The organism is Archaeoglobus sp. UBA230, assembly GCA_002507545.1.
Lineage (GTDB): Archaea > Halobacteriota > Archaeoglobi > Archaeoglobales > Archaeoglobaceae > Archaeoglobus.
The window spans coordinates 25,263-40,491 of the sequence record DAVR01000016.1; the positions used below are offsets into that span (position 1 = coordinate 25,263).

Here is a 15,229-nt window from a genome sequence, read left to right on the forward strand (position 1 = left end):
AATTGGGTTAAGGTGCTGCAACATTGATGGCTCTTGCAATCGCATCCTTCTCTTCGATTATGAAATCGACCCTTGCTGTCAATGCATACTTGGCGTAGAGGTCCTTGTCGATCACCTCATCGCTCTGCGTGGTCTTCCTGACAGTTATGTTCCTCTGGATGACCACAATGAGGTTTTGTGGAATCGTAAGCCAGACTTGGTCATCAGGCCACTTAGGTGGCGTAATTACTGGGAAGCCCCTCGGCATGACTTCCTTGTCGCTGATCAGGAGGGCGTCGCCAGCGGCAGTTGCTCTGTTCGTTAGGTAGTCTTTGAAGGCTTCGAGCTGATCGGGGCTCATTATCCACACAAGCCCTGGCCTTCTGTATTTGTTCGGTAAAGCCTTGATCAAGTTGCTGAAGAGCTCCTTATCAATCGAAGCTCCACCATGATCGTAAGTGTGGGTTCCAGTTGCAGCTTGCTTTATCCAACCATCGTCGATCTTCAGAAAGTCGTAGTCAGGATCTGCTGGATCAGTAGCTGTATCTGCGTTTATGGCGAGATCTTCGAGATCTACGCTGAATTGCTGGGCCATTATCCTTGCAATAGTGTTCGCGAGGTTTTCGCGCTCAATGTTGTCCTCGATAGCTTCCATCGTTATGCCATACTTGAGCATGACCTTAACAGTATCATAGTTCACGCTGCCTATCGTTACTGATGCTTCGGAAGCGACAGTTTCTCCTTCGGTTGGGGATCTCAGAATCCTTGATGCTACACCAATCTTGTCGATCTGACCCTTGGGATGGTTAACTGCCAGAACTCTGCATTTCTTCAGCAAGATCGCTTGCTCTTGTACCATTTGTATGAAGCGATTGGCTTGCTGTCTGTTCATCACTCCAGTTCCCAATTCAGTAGTTGTTATGGGCATTTAGAACACCCCCTCAAAACTAACCTCATCTGAATTCCCGCCAACCTTAACCTTCGGAGGCGCTGACTTCGCTTTGAGTACCTTGGTCTCGAGGATCGTCAAGTAGAATTCCTTGAGATCAGTAACATCCTTTGATTTGAGTTCTTCTTCGTTGATTTCGTCAGTCAAAGCCTTGATCTTCTCAATCAATTCAGCTTTTTCACGTTCAATGTATTGCTTGACCTCGTTTGCCAATTTCTCGTTTTCTTCTTTGAGTTTAGCGTTTTCAGCTGTGAGTTCACTGTTCTTTGTCTCGAGTTCTTTGACTTTCTCCGATAATTCGCTGATTGTCGCTTCGAGTTCCTTAACCCTTTTCTCTACTTCTTCCATGTTTTCTTGGCGTGAATTTAGACTTTTTAAAGCAGAGTGGTCAGTTGCTTCCTCTTCAAGTTTGAGCGCCTTAAGAAGTACCTCTTCGTCGATCTGAAGAGTCTTCAGTACAACACCAACATCAAGAAGCGATCTATATTCTGGTGGCTCCCTTCCAAAATCGTTTTTGTAGTGGGCCGATAGGTGAGCATATATTTTGCGCTTGTCCTCCTCTGGCAATTTTGCAACAGATAGTCTGACAAAGCCAGCGATTACTCCTCTCAAGTTGACAGCGTGCGGTTTTGGATGTTTGGTCGGGTTGTGGTGTGGGAACTTCAAGTCTGTATAGCGGTCTGGTGGATTCTTGGGAGCCCAAGCAAAGTGGGCTGCGATGAATTGTTGCTCGTCCTCGCTCAATGATTCCCAAGGCTCATCAGTAAAATCACTCAAATTCGGTTTCCTCCAAGGCGATTCTTCATCCTTGCCATACTTGAATGTGTGGCGAGGAGATATGCCTTTAATAACCAAGTTCTTCTCGTAAACATCTTCGACAACAGCTTCAGGGTTTGAAGGGATGCCGACAAGTGATACTTCGAGTATTTGCAATTTCTTTATCTTATTGCCCTTTCTCTCGAGTACCTTGAAGCCTATGCTGAACGCATCGAGGAATCCATTTTTAAGAGATTCGTAAATTAGCTCGAAGTATGGATGTGCCTTGTTGAGCATTACCTTTATCCAGAGCTTCAATATTCCTCTGTCTTCTTTTACAGCTGCATCCACAACTTTTCCGATTGGTATCTCATCCTCGATGTCAAAGTCTCTCTTTATTAGGGGCGCATGCCCGATGAAAACCTTGTTGTAAGGCGGATTCACGATGTCTCTTGCCGCTTCCTGTAAGGCTTCTTCGGTTATTATTTCGTCGTGGAGGTCCTCAACAGTGGCAGAAGCGTATCCTTCAACATATACGTTTTTCTCGTCCTCTTTGGTTTTGAGAGATCTGACTACCAATTGCATGTGAGAGTCTGCCAGAATAGACTTTTAAAATGCTGATAAGCTAATACACCAAAGTTACACCATCTTCCGAATCGGGCATTCTTGGAGGCTTAACTTCTGGCAAGTTATCCTTAACGATCCATTCTCCCGAATCAGCCAATTTATTCGCTGCATACCTCCATAAATATAGGTCTCTTTCCGATTTTATGAGCCACGCGAGAAATGTCGGTCTGGAGTTCATCTCCTGTCGAATTCTCTCCAGAGCTCTTTTCCCGAGAGTACCGAATGACTTTGCTGTGACCTCGATTGGATTATGAGGGTCGCTGCCCATACCAATTATCTCTACTTTATCTGGCAATTCTTTGTGTTTGACTACTATCTTCCATTCCATTCTACCACTATTTCCTTATTAATATTATATAAAATCTCCCCTCAACACGGAAAGCAAAAACGCGAAGACTTCTCTGTCAGCCTCGTACAACTTCTTCATCGATTCCTCCGTGGCGAAATGCTCTAAACCGACACTCACGAACTCTGTCATTATGTCCCCCTTCAGATCTTCGATGACTTCGGGATTCTCCTTGATTCTCATCAAGTTTCTTACAGAATCCTTAGCCAACTTTGATGGATAAAATCTTCCCATGTACGGACTTATGTGCTCGAAGCCTTCGAAAATGTAAACATCATATCCAACGAACTCGTAGTTCTTGAATTCGTTCAGTCGCCTCAACTTGTAGCCTCTCTTCCTAATTCTCGCGAGATAAAACTCTTTCACGACATCTTCAGCGCCATAGTGCTCCAAGTGGTGGCCATATTCATGGAGAAAATCACGCCACTCGTTTTCACTTCCAACCCCTCTTATCAGCGTAATTCTCTTCTTCCACCAATTGTAATGTGGATTTCCAGACTTCTGATAATTAATTTGCACATTTCCCGCTTTCTCTATCAACCTTCTGTTGACCTTTGTGGGTAACAATAATTGTATTCTCTCCCTCAAATCCTTACTGGCTCCTTTCATGTAGCTTTTGTAAATTTCCTTTCCTATTCTCTCAGACTCAATCACGCTCAATGGTCTACCATTTACAACACGATTAACAGCTTTCGTAAAGCTACCCTCTTCCTTCAACGCTTTTTCGAAATCGTCCAAAGCCTTTCCAATTTTCTCGTCGATCTCAGGAATTCCAACCCCAAATTCTTCTTTTCGCTCTTCTTCACTTTCTTTATCGAAGTAAGGCAATGTCGTGCACCGGCAATTCGGATGCGCTGGTGGGGTAGGGTCCCCGATGTTGAATATCTTATCATGTTTCGCTCCACAAATCGGACAAGTGCGCTCGTCAGCAGCTGCGTACCACTTCCACTTCTTCAAGCCAGCTTTCTGATAGCGGTCAATTGCTGCGGCATTAAAAACTCTCGTGGATTCCGTTCTTGCAATACGCTCTGCTTTCCATTTTGTATCGTTTATTACCTCTTTAACCCGCTTAGTTAACTCCGATATCGATTCTCCTCTAATTATCCCTTCTCTCAACTGGAAAGCTAAAGCCTTCTTCGTCTCCTCGCTCAAGCCCTTGATCAGATCGAGCTGCAAGTTCTCGAGCTGGAGCAAAGTTTCGTTGTCGAGAATGCCAAGATGTGGCGGTATTTCTATCGTGATGCCATAGCGCTTCAGCTGTCTGTTTGCGAAATCAGCTCCGCGCTGCCAGAATTGCTGAGTATAGTAAGCAACAACTTCTTCAGCCTTATCGCCAGCGAGGTGCTTCGATACGATTTGCTTTATCTCCCCGATTGTCGCCTCGTTAATCGCATCTGTAGTACCGAGAACTTCCAGGATTTCTCGCTTTGCCGATTCTGAAAGCTTTCTCAGCGCTTTAACATACTCTTTTCTGAGGAGCTTTGTCTTCGTTGGATCCATGTTACTCTTCCTCTTTTGGTGGTTCTGGTGGCAGATCGATCCATTCTCTTGCTTCTCCAAGCGTTACAACGCCAGCTTGATACAGCTTGACCGCCTGATCGACCCAATCGCTGTAGTCCTCCCTGAGCGGATTGTTGAACTTGAACCTGACATCTGCATCAGTGATGCGTGGAATCAGCTTTCTGTTGATTTCAGCCTCGAATTTGCGCTGGATACTCTCGATGAACAGCATGAACGTGCGACGTTGGTTGTATGACGTGGCTCTGTTGCTACCCTCAGCCTCCCCCAAGAAAACTTTCGGTACCTTCAGAGCTCTATCCACCTGCCGCTGCAGATGCTCGAGTATTTTCGCTATGCCTGCGAAGTCGTGAGAGGCTGATAGGTCCTTCAATTCAACAGTTTGATCAAAAACAAGATTGTTGCTCACAGTAAAAGTTCCATCAAGGTTATCTTTCACCCTATCAGCGAGCAACTCGTTCACAGCCTCAAGCTTCTCCTCAGCGTATGTTTTTCCAGTCTTAGGATTTATTGCTTCATCTTCTGGAGTTAACTCCACCTTGGCCCAAAGCAATCGGTGGGCATCACGATGGGCCATGGCTGCTGCTGTCGCTTCTATCTTATTCTTTATGCTGAGTTTATTATAGACATTGTGCAACAAGCTCAAACCATAAACATTGTCCGCAAATTGCCTAAAGCGGAAGTGAAGGACATCCTCTGGCTCGAATTTGTACTCTGGATCTCCAATGAATGTTGCGTTGTAATCGTACCAATAAAATTGTATTCTACCATACTCGTCCGTTACGATTTTGACACGCTTTGGGTGAACAACTTGAAGAGTAAAACCAAAATCGTTGTCCTCCTCGACAATGAAATTGTAAGCGTTTCCAAAAATCAGATGAGTTAACACATCGTTTTCCAAGATGTCCCAAAATCCGACTTCAGCTGCAAACTCCTCGCACCTCTCAACAGCTTTCGGCTCGCCGATGAACTGAAAGCCAGCTCCAACAACCAAGTATGTGATGGTCTCAAGGTGGGCTTGAGCGTCTTCGCTTATATTGTAAAGCCATTCGTATTCGTCGTAGTTAACACGAGGGTCGAATCCAGGTGAACTTTCCAATGGTTTGGCTACAAGAATTGCCTTGTCGGACTTGTACTTGAACTCCCTTCTTCTTTGTGTCTTGGGCATGTCATTCGAGAACCTACGGATGATTCTGTTCAGCATGTAAGAGTGGGCAGATTTAGACTTTAAATATCAGCCAACGACTCCATAAACCCTCCTCAACGATCTGCCTCCGTGACCCGCTGCCCACACAGCAAGGGCCAACGCTATGACACAATCATCATGCATGCCTTGCCTCGCCTCCATCTTTATTCCTTGCCTCGTGAGTTGATACTCGAAGAATTGTAGCTCTTTTATCAGCTCCTCTATGTATGGATACTTGACTTCGCCATTCTCGATTGCCGCTTGCAAGCGCTGGATCAATTGGACCTTCGACTTTGCAGTGAAGACATATCCTTCAGCTCCGATATCCTGCAAGTCCTCGAGTACTGGATCTCCAACACCACTGGAATCGATCAAAACTTTGGCGTAGTTGAAGCGCTTGTACAATTCCTTCAACTTCAATATCGTTTCGGCGTAGGGGCGGCGGTTGAATCGCTGGAAGTGGACGAGTTTGAAGGGCTTATTCGTGATGTCAAGTACTATGATGACCGTATAATCGAGATACTTCGCCAGATCGCAACCGATAGCGTAGATTCTCCCTGGCTGCCCCATATCGACGAGTTCGATGTTGGAGATGTTTCTCTGGATGTCGGCCCACCTGAAAACAGCATTCTGGTCCTCTACGAACTCCGCGAGGTATTCTGTGCGGAAAATGATCGAGTTCTCGCCATACTCTCTCTTTTTCTTCTCTATGAACTCGTGACTGATATGGGGATTGGCTGTAGAAGGGAAGCGATAGCTGCTGTAGTCTTCGAACTCTTCCGATTGCCCCTTGAGGTAGGAATCGTAAAAGTGGTTCTTTCCGAATGGCGTTCCGATTTTGATCCATGATCCATTGAAATCTGCTAACATTGGCTCGACAACTTGGCTGATGACATCATCGGGAATGTAAGCAGCTTCGTCGAGGATTGCCCTATGCGCCTTGTGGCCTCTCAAGTACTCTGGCTTTGTTGTCGAGCGAGCGTGGATCTCGCTGCCATTCCTAAATATAATCTTGCTGAAGGGAGTTTTGTAGACTCGCTCGATGAGGTGAACAAGAATCGATTTAGAAAGTAGGGTCGTTATCTCCCAAAACATGATATTTGCTTGGTTGTAGGATGGGGCGAGGATGAACTGAATGGATCCAGGATGAGTTATGGCGTAGTGGATGGCCGAAAACGCCATCGCTTTGGTCTTGCCGAAACGTCTGCCAGCAACAACAGTTATGAACTGATGCTTGTCGCGGAGGATCAGCTTTTGAGCTTCGTGGGGCTCGTGGTTTAGGAATATTTGTGTGAACAGAACTGGATCCCTTATGGCTTGCTTAATCTTCTTTTTGTCCTTGCCGAGTTCCGATATCAAATCGTCGAGCTTACTCATCTTCCTTCAAAGCTTCTTCAAACAATGCTAAGAGCTTGGAGGCTGGATCTTGAATGTTGCCAGCGAGCTCGTGCTTAAGTTTGATCGCTCTAAACATAGCGTTCGTGCATACTTCCACGACCCTTGGCTTCTTTTCGGGATCGACCTTCATAGCGTAATTGCGCATCCTGGCAATTATATCGTTCAAAGCTTTGATCTCATCCACAACCTTATCGGCTCCCTCCTCGAGTTGTTGATAGTACTTCTCCACACCCCTCTTCACGAAATTGAAGTGTCTCTTGTGCCTGGTTATGTTGGACTTACTAAGCTTTAAATCGGGGAATTTTGCGATGATCTCGCTGTAAGGACGCCCTTCAATCAACATTTGATTAATTTCCTCAAGGTGTTCGGAGCGGCAAATCTTGCATCTCGGGTTCAAGAGTTGCGCAACATTTTCGGAGTTACTCATGGTTGCGCTTGTTGTGGATGGACTTTAAAAGAGAGATTAGTTGAGACAATGGAGAAATCCCAATGTTCTACAGTAGAAACCTTATTATAGGTAGGTTTCTACTGTAGAACATGAAGTACGAGGTGTGTGATGTTAAGGAGTACGTGAAGAAGAGTAAAAAAAGAGGTCGTTGGTACGCGTGGACTCAAACTGTCATAAATCTCAGCGCTGATTGGCAAGGAGTGCCATTTGTTGCAATATTAGACTACAAGTTTGTCGCGGAGTTGTGGAACTTTCTCAGCAAAATCAAGGGAAGAATTGGCGAAGTTCAACTCGAAATCGAGTGTGAAGACTGGCTTATAAAATTCGAAGCGATGAAATCAGTCATGGAAAAGAAAATGCACGAAGTCTGATCTGACAATTTTTTACAAAAACTCCTCAAAATCCGAAAACGTGATGTATTCGACTCTCTTCTTTCCTTCTGGAGGTAAGAGTCTTCTCTTTGACTTGTTTTTATTATACTCGGCGAGGAATTTTATCATCGCTTCCTCGACCTCATCGAATTCTGCAAATTCATCTCCAAAGATCGAACGTATCATCCACTTTCTCAAAAACCCATAGAAGAAACTCTCTTCTGGTAAGTGTGTCGTGAACTTCCTATAAAATGGTAGCGAGTTCTTCTTCAAGTAGTGCAACCTCTTGCTCCTCAATGACCTCTCATCACTAAAATAATACGTGCTGTGATGCACAAACTTGTAATTATCCCTCTCAATGAACTCGATCCCCCCACTTTTCAACAACTCGAATCCATCTTGAGTCTCATTCACCTTATAGACTCCAATCCAAGATGGCAAGCAATCTGGCATCTTAGCTTTAGGACCCAAAACTAAGAAAACAGCATCGCAAATGTAAACATATTGAGGAAGTTGCTCGAGGATTCTCATCGGCTTATCGTTATCTCCCTTGATCTCGAAGCCAATTATGTTGTCAGCATAAAGCCCAAGCACATCGAATACCGAACCCTCGTAAATCGCATCGAAGTTCCTTAAAATTGTTTTCTTCAACAACTCCTTAATTTCGCGCTCGTTCATTAGCCTCTCTCCTCAAGAAGACTTCAAGGTCGCTTTGCACCCAAGATTGTTTGATGTTCTTCCAAAACAAATTCAGGCGACTTCTCCAGTACGGGCTGTTTTCCCAACGCTTTGAAAGATAAAAATAATAGCGATCTGGATCGTTAGCAAATTCATTGGCTATTTCTTCCTCTTTTTTTACAACCCAAGCGTTGTGGAGTGCTCTGACAGTAAAACCATCTTTCTTGTGAGCCTTGAATGCTTTGACAAGAATATCGAATGGAATGTCGTGGAAGATATAGTCGGGATCCGCATGAACCTCTCTGAGCAAGTTGAGTTCTTTGGATCCGAGCTTGTTTCTCTTGACACCTACTGGAACCCCAACGTGTTCTGGCAAATAGATGGTCCAGAACCTTGCCGCAATCCTCCAACTCGAGCCATCCGAGAATTTTGCTCCACCGAGGAAGCCGAGATGCATGAAATTTATGTTTGCGGCTCCAAGGAGGAACACTTCTCTATCTCTCAGCAAATTTAGGGCTGTGGCGAGGCGTTCAAAGATGACATTGACAGGTGTGAGGTCTTTTCCATTGCTGCCATTGCTGGATCCAGCGGGCTTATGTTGGTTGCCGACTTGAGGAGCTGGATGCGTATCAGCTGCATAAACACCAAGTCCGATCTTGCGAGTATATTGGGCATCCAAAGGATGATCGTGTTTCGGTCCTTCGTAAGAGTTATTTATCCCCGAAAAAGTTCCGATACCCAACAAATTCGTGTCCTTTGTTGTGGCGTGATATGTTCCGAGAGCGAGTCTGTCCGGATCTTCGATAAGATTTAAACTTTCCAATAATTCTCCGAGGGTCCAACCATGAACCACTGGAATGACTGGAACGTGTTCGAGCATGATGTGGTAGAATTCAGCTGACTTTCTTATCAATTTCCGACGATCCTCACAACTCTGATAGTACGCTGGTGGAAGGTCGAGTTGGATAAGAATGTCTTTTTTAGTGTAGCCCATTTTCTTGTAAACAGCAACAGTTCTGAGTGGATCTGGATTTTTCAACTTGCCCGTAAGGAATTGGAAACCTCCACTGTCGTAAACGAGGCGATGACTACTACCGAACTTATGGCGAAAGCCCATACTATTGTTGGACTTATAGAAAGGAACTACCGAAAAAAGGAGCTCATTAAAGTAGTCTTCGACATAAGGGTGTTTGCCCACACACTCAACTTGATGAGAAAGGAATACGATTATTTCTTTTGCCGCTTCTTGGCTTTTAATCCCCTTCATCCTCTTTTACCCACTCCAACAATTTCTTGATCTTCAAGTAGATGCAACTCTCAATTTCGTTCGGACACTCCCAACTCCACTCGCAATACTCGCATACTTCCTCGTCGAGCCACCTTTCGATGTCGCTAATCAACTTGTCAACATCCATGTATCTCCCTCAAAACGCTCTCCAACCGCGACAAATCCGATCCAACAATAGAAGCGATTGGCACTTCGTTCTCAAGCACCACAATAGTTGGCAGCGATTGAACGAAATATTTCTTCGCCAATTCTCCATTCTTTTCGACATCGACCTCTTTGAAGTCGATCCCTCGCTCTCTCAAATATTGCTTGACGATTTTACAAGGAGCACACCATCTGGCCGAAAAAAGCAAGATTTCTACCACCATTCCACCTCCAAAAAGCCCTCTTCTACCAACATTATAGCTTCGGCAAGTTTGTACGCCATCAAAGGTGGGACAGCGTTGCCTATTTGCGCGTATTGCTCTTCGAGAGTTCCATAAACTACGTAATCAAGCGGGAAAGTCTGAACGATTTTTGCCTCTGGAATCAAGCTTCTTCTGCGGAAGACTTTACTCAACCCTCCGCGCGATGTCTTCCATCCTCTTCTGTACTCGCTCGCAAGAACAGTTGGAAATATAACATCCACGGGTTGTTTTTTGGGTTCGGGAAAATCTCCAGCAAACAATCGCCTTCTCAGTTGTGGAACTCCGAAGTCGGACATCCTGTATATTCTGACTTTCGGGACATCGGGAGGAAGGTAGTCTCTGGCGAGGGGCGTTTCCTCCATGATCACGTACTTCGGTTTTTTCTTGCGGACTATCTCCCAAAACCAGTTTATGAGAGATGTATCGTGCGTTCGCTTGTGATTCGCAACGCTGTGGTCCTGGCAAGGTGGAGAGCCTATAATTATGTCGCAATTCGGAATGTCTTTGGGATCCACATTTAAAGCATCCTCGCAATGGACATCAACGTGAGGAAAGTTAGCCTTGTAGCTCCTGCAAGCAATTTCCCACTTGTCGAGAGCGTAGATTATCTCGAAACCAGCATAATCAAATCCCAAGCTGAACCCTCCGCAACCGCAAAATAAATCGATTACCTTAAGTGTCCTCAAACTCTATTCCTCCATAATCCGACAGAACTCTCTTTCCCATCATATGCATGATTCTTCGATACAACGCTGGATTCACTTGAGATAGTTGCTTCTCCCAACCAATGAAGCCAGTACAAGTCATGCAACCATTTCTATCTGCAAAATCGTAGATTGGATTGATCGGAAGTTGTTTTACTTCGATGTATTCCCAAATATCCTTGTCTGTCCAATAAGCCAAGGGATGCGCTCTTAAAATTGGCCTCTTGAATTTCGTATCGCCTATCCTCTTCGTCCAATAAAGTGGTCCTTTGTTCGCAATGTGGAGTTTTCTTGTCCTTGACTCAAATGCGGAAATTCCAGTGAACACACAATCGATGTTGTTGCTCTTATAGAAATCATTGGCTGGCTTGTTCTTGAGATACCAGCAACACTTGGGCTCCTTTTTATACCACCTTCTGTGGTCTGGAAAGCCATACTTCTTTACGATCTGCCAGAAATTCTTCTCTGGCTTTAGCTCGTAGAAATTCAAGTTCCATTCTCTGGCAATTCTCCTGACAAACTTTAAATTTTGGGGATATTCAACACCAGTATTGCAGAAGACAACTATAATGTTGGGCTCGAATTGAAGGACCAAGTGTAATAAGACCAAAGAATTCTTTCCACCACTAAAAGCTACAGCTTGCTTTGTTGTTTGCTTTAAAGCATCTTGGATTATTCGTTCAGCAATCTCTATCTTTTTGCTAAGAGGTTTATCGAGCCAATCCTCGATCTCCTTGAGTTTAATGTAGCTCATGGCTCTCCCTTGATCATCCTCTCGATATTGTCGAGACGTACCATCAGCGTGGCGATTGCGTTAATCAATTGGATCATTCTATCCTGCTTCGAAGCTCTCTCGACCCTCTCAAGGAAAAGTCTTTCGAGGCGCTCTATTCTCTTTTCTATGCTCGAAAACATGGACTTCATTATGTCTTCGAAGTTTTGCTGCGACATGCCACCAGCAATACAAGCCTCTATAGCATCTATGCGTTGTTGGATTTGCTGGATTTGTGGCTTAAGTTGAATTGCTGCTTCCAACCCTTCTCTTACCAAATCGATCTCCTCTGGATTGTCGGACTCTATGTGGCCTTCACCATGACTGGCATCAATCCATAGTCTTTCATTCAAGCGAATCGGAGATGTTTCAACAATACCTCCATTTTGCATCAATGTTTTAGTTCGACTTTCGTTGCGCAATTTCTTCATGATGTTTTGGATGAGTTTTGACTTCAAAGCCCATTCTGGCTTGCTCAATAGGTAAGGCTTGTCGAGCTCTATTTCGACACCCTTAGCATATTGCTCTCGAAGCCATATTTGAACAGCCCTATCCAACATCCGTATAACTTCAGCTGCTGCTTCCTCCGCAGATTTATCGATAAATTCAACATCTTCAGCAAGTTCTGCTACGACTTTGTACTTTAACGCCCGGATCCGGACAACTATGCTGTTGACAGTGATCAAGTATACGTGGCCAGTCCAACCCTTTGGTGTGTACGATTTGAGGTACGACTGACATTCGGTTGAGAAGGGTTGATTTTGGTTGACAATGTGATAAGCCAATTGCAAGCGGTGCACATTGATCGGGAGCTTTTGCGGGGAGCTAACATCCCTGTTGTTGCGTGGTTGACAATTGGGTTTGCTGTGTGCCTTTATGAATGCGATGATAGCTTTCTTAACGACATATAACTTGTCCCTCTTTTTTCCGAAGCCCCAATGAGACCCTTTCTCTGCGATGAATCCCCATTTTATGAATTTCTTAACCCACTTGTGTACCGCTTGCCTCGATATTCTGAGTTTTCTGGCAATCTGGCTTTGAGTTAAGCCTTCGTATAACAATTTCAGAATTTGCTTAGCTCTCTCACATAAGTTCTCGAGTATGCCTATATCCCTAAGGTCCAAGGGTTTGTCAACCACCCATGTTGGAGGTTTGTCAACCACATTGTCAACATGTGTTCTTGGTCTCGTGTCCTTACTTTTTGTGATTGCTCGGCCATTCTTTGAGATACGATATGATAACCCATGATGTGATTGCTCTGTTTCAAAAATGGAGGATGGAGATTGCTTTGATTCGTTGAGTTTTGTCAACCCATCATCATGAGATTGACTATCAATCTCGCTGTCAACCAAGACTATGTATGTCTCGCTGCCAACATACCTCCTCTCGACTGGCAGCGATAAGAGATGCCACTCGATGGATGGTACAGGATAACCAGTAAGCTCGGCCAATTCCTTTAAAGTGCGAGGTTTCTCCTGGAGAATAGTTATTATGCGGTCTCTGATGCTCATAGCTTACGTGCCATCGTACATGTTGCCGATGAGCTCCCTCTCTTGCTTCAATTTCATCTTTATGTCCTCAGAGAGCGAGAACGACTGTTTGATGAGCTTGAGTTTTCTCCCCTCTTTCACGAGTTCCGCATCGAAATCGACATAATTGGCGAAGATTGGCATTAGAAACGATGATGCCACTTTCCTGTCAATGTTGAGTTCAAGTTTTTCAGCAACTCTTGCTATGTCCTCAGCATAAGCTTCCTCTGGTAAACTCTCGAAGAGCTCTTTTATTTTATCGTAATCGTAAACTCTGGACCACAACCTTCTGCCATCTTTATTTGTCACTCGGATGATCAACTTGCCATCGTGGATAGCGTATTGGAAGTAGCGATGGGAAATCCAAATAACACTCTCTTCGTCATACGCTGGCTTCCTCCCACGCCTCTTCGGTTTTACTGGCTCTCTTGGTTCTCGGAAATTGATTAGTTCGGTACCCTTGACAAGGATCATTTCCGAGCCTCTCTTGTGGGCCTTCACAAGCTTGGCTTCGAAGTCGTTGTGAGCCGAGAATATGTGCATCAAGTACCTCGCAGTAGCATCAGAAATCTTGAGTTCCATCTCCCTTGCTTGCTTCAATACATCTTTAACAGTGGACCGTGCTGGAAGAGCATCGAACAATTCCTTGACTTTTGAGAATATTAGCCTCCGCTTGAAGCCTGGAGGATCGGCCCTATGCTTGAAGTATATCAGATCGTTCTTTTCGTCAATGAAGTAGTAAATGCTTCCAACTTCTCGCCATCCTGGTTCGCTTAATTCTTTGTCAGGCTCATCCAGCATCCTTTCTATGGCAAAAATGAAATAGGCCGCACCATCGACCAAATCGTCGAGTAATTTTTCCTTGCAACCAGTCTGGAGCATTGTTGAGGATCTGTAAGACTTTACTCGGGCCATCGCTATGAGATCTTCGAGTGGCAATTGCTTCCAAGTTTGCTTGTATAGAGAGTCGCGCTCGTTTATCTTGTCGAGAATTAACTCAATTGCCCTCATTGGTGTTACCTCCAAAGAAAGCGAAGCAAGGAAGGATTGCAACAAAGTCAGCTTCTGGATTGAGCTTGCTGTCATACAGATCTTCGGCAAATTCTTTGGCCTCGTCGAAATACTTGAAAGGTTTTGCGTTCACGATTTGCTCGTACCCCTCCAACTTAGCATTGTAATGATTCTCAACCCACAGAACTAAGAACACGATTCCATCCCTCCATCTCTCCCTCGAACTCGATTGGTAGATCGATTCTGTAGCGGCGCTGGATGTTGTGTTTGCAAAGATCTTTCAATCTGAGGAACAAGTGAAAAATTGTCTCGATGTCTCTCTGGCAATGGGCCCTTATCTCCGCAAATTTCGATTCCTCGTACAACTTCGGTATATCTCTGCCAGATATCTCAGAATCGTATGGAAGGCCAAGATATTCCGCGATTTCTTTCAGTTTTACGTGCTTGTTGTTGGGTTGGAGATACCTCGTAACAACATACATAAGATCCACGCGATAAAGCTGCCTCAATCGCGTAACGAGCGACGAGTTGTACTCGTGTTTTAGATATCTCGCAGAAATAAAGGGTATGTCAAAGCTGATGTTGTATCCAATTATGCAATTCGAATCGTTTTCAGTGAGCTTGTAGATAGCTTTTACAATCATGTCGTCTTCGCTGTACTCGTCCCTCGACAGCACTTCGACTCTGAGCTTGTCATCCTCGATGTACCCTACGCCTATTGCTACTATCTCGCACTCTGTTTTCTTTTCAGTCGGGATGGGGTCCAAGCCAGTCGTTTCGATATCGAGAAAAACAGGATTTAATCGGAGAATTGCTGTCATTTTGCATCTACCTCCCTTATCGCATTAAATAAGTCATTTCTATCGATTTTCTTCCACTCTGCATCTTTTTGGGCATCGTAGGGACAAAAATTAGGAGGAAACCATGCAAGTGCTGGACCTATGTATATGCATGGCGCTCCACAAAGCTTGCAGAGGAAGACGTTCTCGTTTCCATATAGCTTCAACTTTCCAAGAGATTTCGTAAGAAGGGGAGCTTTGCAATGCTTCAGAAACTCGCGAGTGTAGCGTATACAATCTTCCCTGCCGCACATCCCATCTTCAGCCTCTTGCCTCAGAGGACAATCTTTATTGCAGAATACATGTGCAATTGAGTCTTGTACCTCCGACAGATGCAAGTGTCTCAGAATGTCCAAGCCCTTTAATTTTGTAGCAAGATATCGGAAGAATGTTGCTCTATCGCGTTCGTTCTCTCTCATTATA

At 44.6% G+C, this 15,229-nt stretch carries 19 protein-coding genes; 1 reads left to right on the plus strand and 18 read right to left on the minus strand.

From position 1 onward, the window contains the following. Window positions 1–7: 7 nt before the first annotated feature. Genes BP688_RS04040 through BP688_RS04070 form a run of 7 tightly spaced genes read right to left on the minus strand, consistent with a single transcriptional unit; the run spans window position 8 to window position 7,156 of the window. The gene (locus tag BP688_RS04040) at window positions 8–907 is read right to left on the minus strand and encodes a phage major capsid protein (protein WP_349677332.1); all 900 of its coding nucleotides are present in this window, start codon (window positions 905–907) and stop codon (window positions 8–10) included. After that, on the minus strand, window positions 908–2,269 hold the full coding sequence (locus BP688_RS04045; RefSeq protein WP_290597056.1) for an HK97 family phage prohead protease: 1,362 nt from the start codon (window positions 2,267–2,269) through the stop codon (window positions 908–910). It abuts the gene before it with no gap. Window positions 2,270–2,309: 40 nt separating this feature from the next. Further along, on the minus strand, window positions 2,310–2,639 hold the full coding sequence (locus BP688_RS04050; protein ID WP_290597057.1) for a hypothetical protein: 330 nt from the start codon (window positions 2,637–2,639) through the stop codon (window positions 2,310–2,312). 24 nt (window positions 2,640–2,663) lie between these two features. Continuing rightward, the gene (locus BP688_RS04055; protein ID WP_290597058.1) at window positions 2,664–4,157 is read right to left on the minus strand and encodes a minor capsid protein; all 1,494 of its coding nucleotides are present in this window, start codon (window positions 4,155–4,157) and stop codon (window positions 2,664–2,666) included. Between the two features lies 1 nt (window position 4,158). Next, complete coding sequence (locus BP688_RS04060; protein WP_290597059.1) at window positions 4,159–5,379, minus strand: phage portal protein; 1,221 nt, start codon at window positions 5,377–5,379, stop codon at window positions 4,159–4,161. Between the two features lie 30 nt (window positions 5,380–5,409). Next, entirely contained in the window at window positions 5,410–6,738 is a 1,329-nt protein-coding gene (locus BP688_RS04065; protein ID WP_290597060.1) for a terminase large subunit domain-containing protein, read from the minus strand. Further along, window positions 6,731–7,156: a hypothetical protein gene (locus BP688_RS04070; protein WP_290597061.1), complete on the minus strand. Its 426-nt coding sequence runs from the start codon at window positions 7,154–7,156 to the stop codon at window positions 6,731–6,733. Before BP688_RS04070 ends, BP688_RS04065 begins: the two co-directional genes overlap by 8 nt. A gap of 140 nt (window positions 7,157–7,296) precedes the next feature. Between BP688_RS04070 and BP688_RS04075 the strand changes: the two genes are divergently transcribed. After that, window positions 7,297–7,578: a hypothetical protein gene (locus BP688_RS04075; protein ID WP_290597062.1), complete on the plus strand. Its 282-nt coding sequence runs from the start codon at window positions 7,297–7,299 to the stop codon at window positions 7,576–7,578. Window positions 7,579–7,590: 12 nt separating this feature from the next. Here the strand turns inward: BP688_RS04075 and BP688_RS04080 are convergent, their stop codons facing one another. Genes BP688_RS04080 through BP688_RS04130 form a run of 11 tightly spaced genes read right to left on the minus strand, consistent with a single transcriptional unit; the run spans window position 7,591 to window position 15,225 of the window. Beyond that, the gene (locus BP688_RS04080) at window positions 7,591–8,256 is read right to left on the minus strand and encodes a hypothetical protein (protein WP_290597063.1); all 666 of its coding nucleotides are present in this window, start codon (window positions 8,254–8,256) and stop codon (window positions 7,591–7,593) included. Further along, on the minus strand, window positions 8,237–9,523 hold the full coding sequence (locus BP688_RS04085) for a hypothetical protein (protein ID WP_290597064.1): 1,287 nt from the start codon (window positions 9,521–9,523) through the stop codon (window positions 8,237–8,239). Before BP688_RS04085 ends, BP688_RS04080 begins: the two co-directional genes overlap by 20 nt. Next, entirely contained in the window at window positions 9,510–9,671 is a 162-nt protein-coding gene (locus BP688_RS04090) for a hypothetical protein (protein WP_290597065.1), read from the minus strand. The genes BP688_RS04085 and BP688_RS04090 overlap by 14 nt, the downstream gene beginning before the upstream one ends. Next, window positions 9,661–9,912, minus strand: a complete 252-nt coding sequence (locus BP688_RS04095) for a thioredoxin family protein (RefSeq protein WP_290624525.1) — start codon at window positions 9,910–9,912, stop codon at window positions 9,661–9,663. Before BP688_RS04095 ends, BP688_RS04090 begins: the two co-directional genes overlap by 11 nt. Next, complete coding sequence (locus BP688_RS04100; protein ID WP_290597067.1) at window positions 9,903–10,637, minus strand: DNA cytosine methyltransferase; 735 nt, start codon at window positions 10,635–10,637, stop codon at window positions 9,903–9,905. The genes BP688_RS04095 and BP688_RS04100 overlap by 10 nt, the downstream gene beginning before the upstream one ends. Beyond that, window positions 10,624–11,409, minus strand: a complete 786-nt coding sequence (locus BP688_RS04105) for a phosphoadenosine phosphosulfate reductase family protein (RefSeq protein WP_290597068.1) — start codon at window positions 11,407–11,409, stop codon at window positions 10,624–10,626. The genes BP688_RS04100 and BP688_RS04105 overlap by 14 nt, the downstream gene beginning before the upstream one ends. Continuing rightward, window positions 11,406–12,938 carry a helix-turn-helix domain-containing protein gene (locus tag BP688_RS04110; RefSeq protein ID WP_290597069.1) on the minus strand — a complete coding sequence of 511 codons (1,533 nt, stop codon included), beginning with the start codon at window positions 12,936–12,938 and terminating at the stop codon, window positions 11,406–11,408. The genes BP688_RS04105 and BP688_RS04110 overlap by 4 nt, the downstream gene beginning before the upstream one ends. A gap of 3 nt (window positions 12,939–12,941) precedes the next feature. Further along, entirely contained in the window at window positions 12,942–13,967 is a 1,026-nt protein-coding gene (locus tag BP688_RS04115) for a hypothetical protein (RefSeq protein ID WP_290597070.1), read from the minus strand. Then, a complete protein-coding gene (locus BP688_RS04120) occupies window positions 13,954–14,163 on the minus strand; it encodes a hypothetical protein (RefSeq protein WP_290597071.1) in 210 nt (69 codons plus the stop codon). The genes BP688_RS04115 and BP688_RS04120 overlap by 14 nt, the downstream gene beginning before the upstream one ends. Further along, a complete protein-coding gene (locus tag BP688_RS04125; RefSeq protein WP_290597072.1) occupies window positions 14,141–14,788 on the minus strand; it encodes a ribonuclease H-like domain-containing protein in 648 nt (215 codons plus the stop codon). Before BP688_RS04125 ends, BP688_RS04120 begins: the two co-directional genes overlap by 23 nt. Continuing rightward, on the minus strand, window positions 14,785–15,225 hold the full coding sequence (locus BP688_RS04130; protein ID WP_290597073.1) for a hypothetical protein: 441 nt from the start codon (window positions 15,223–15,225) through the stop codon (window positions 14,785–14,787). The genes BP688_RS04125 and BP688_RS04130 overlap by 4 nt, the downstream gene beginning before the upstream one ends. Window positions 15,226–15,229: the final 4 nt, after the last annotated feature.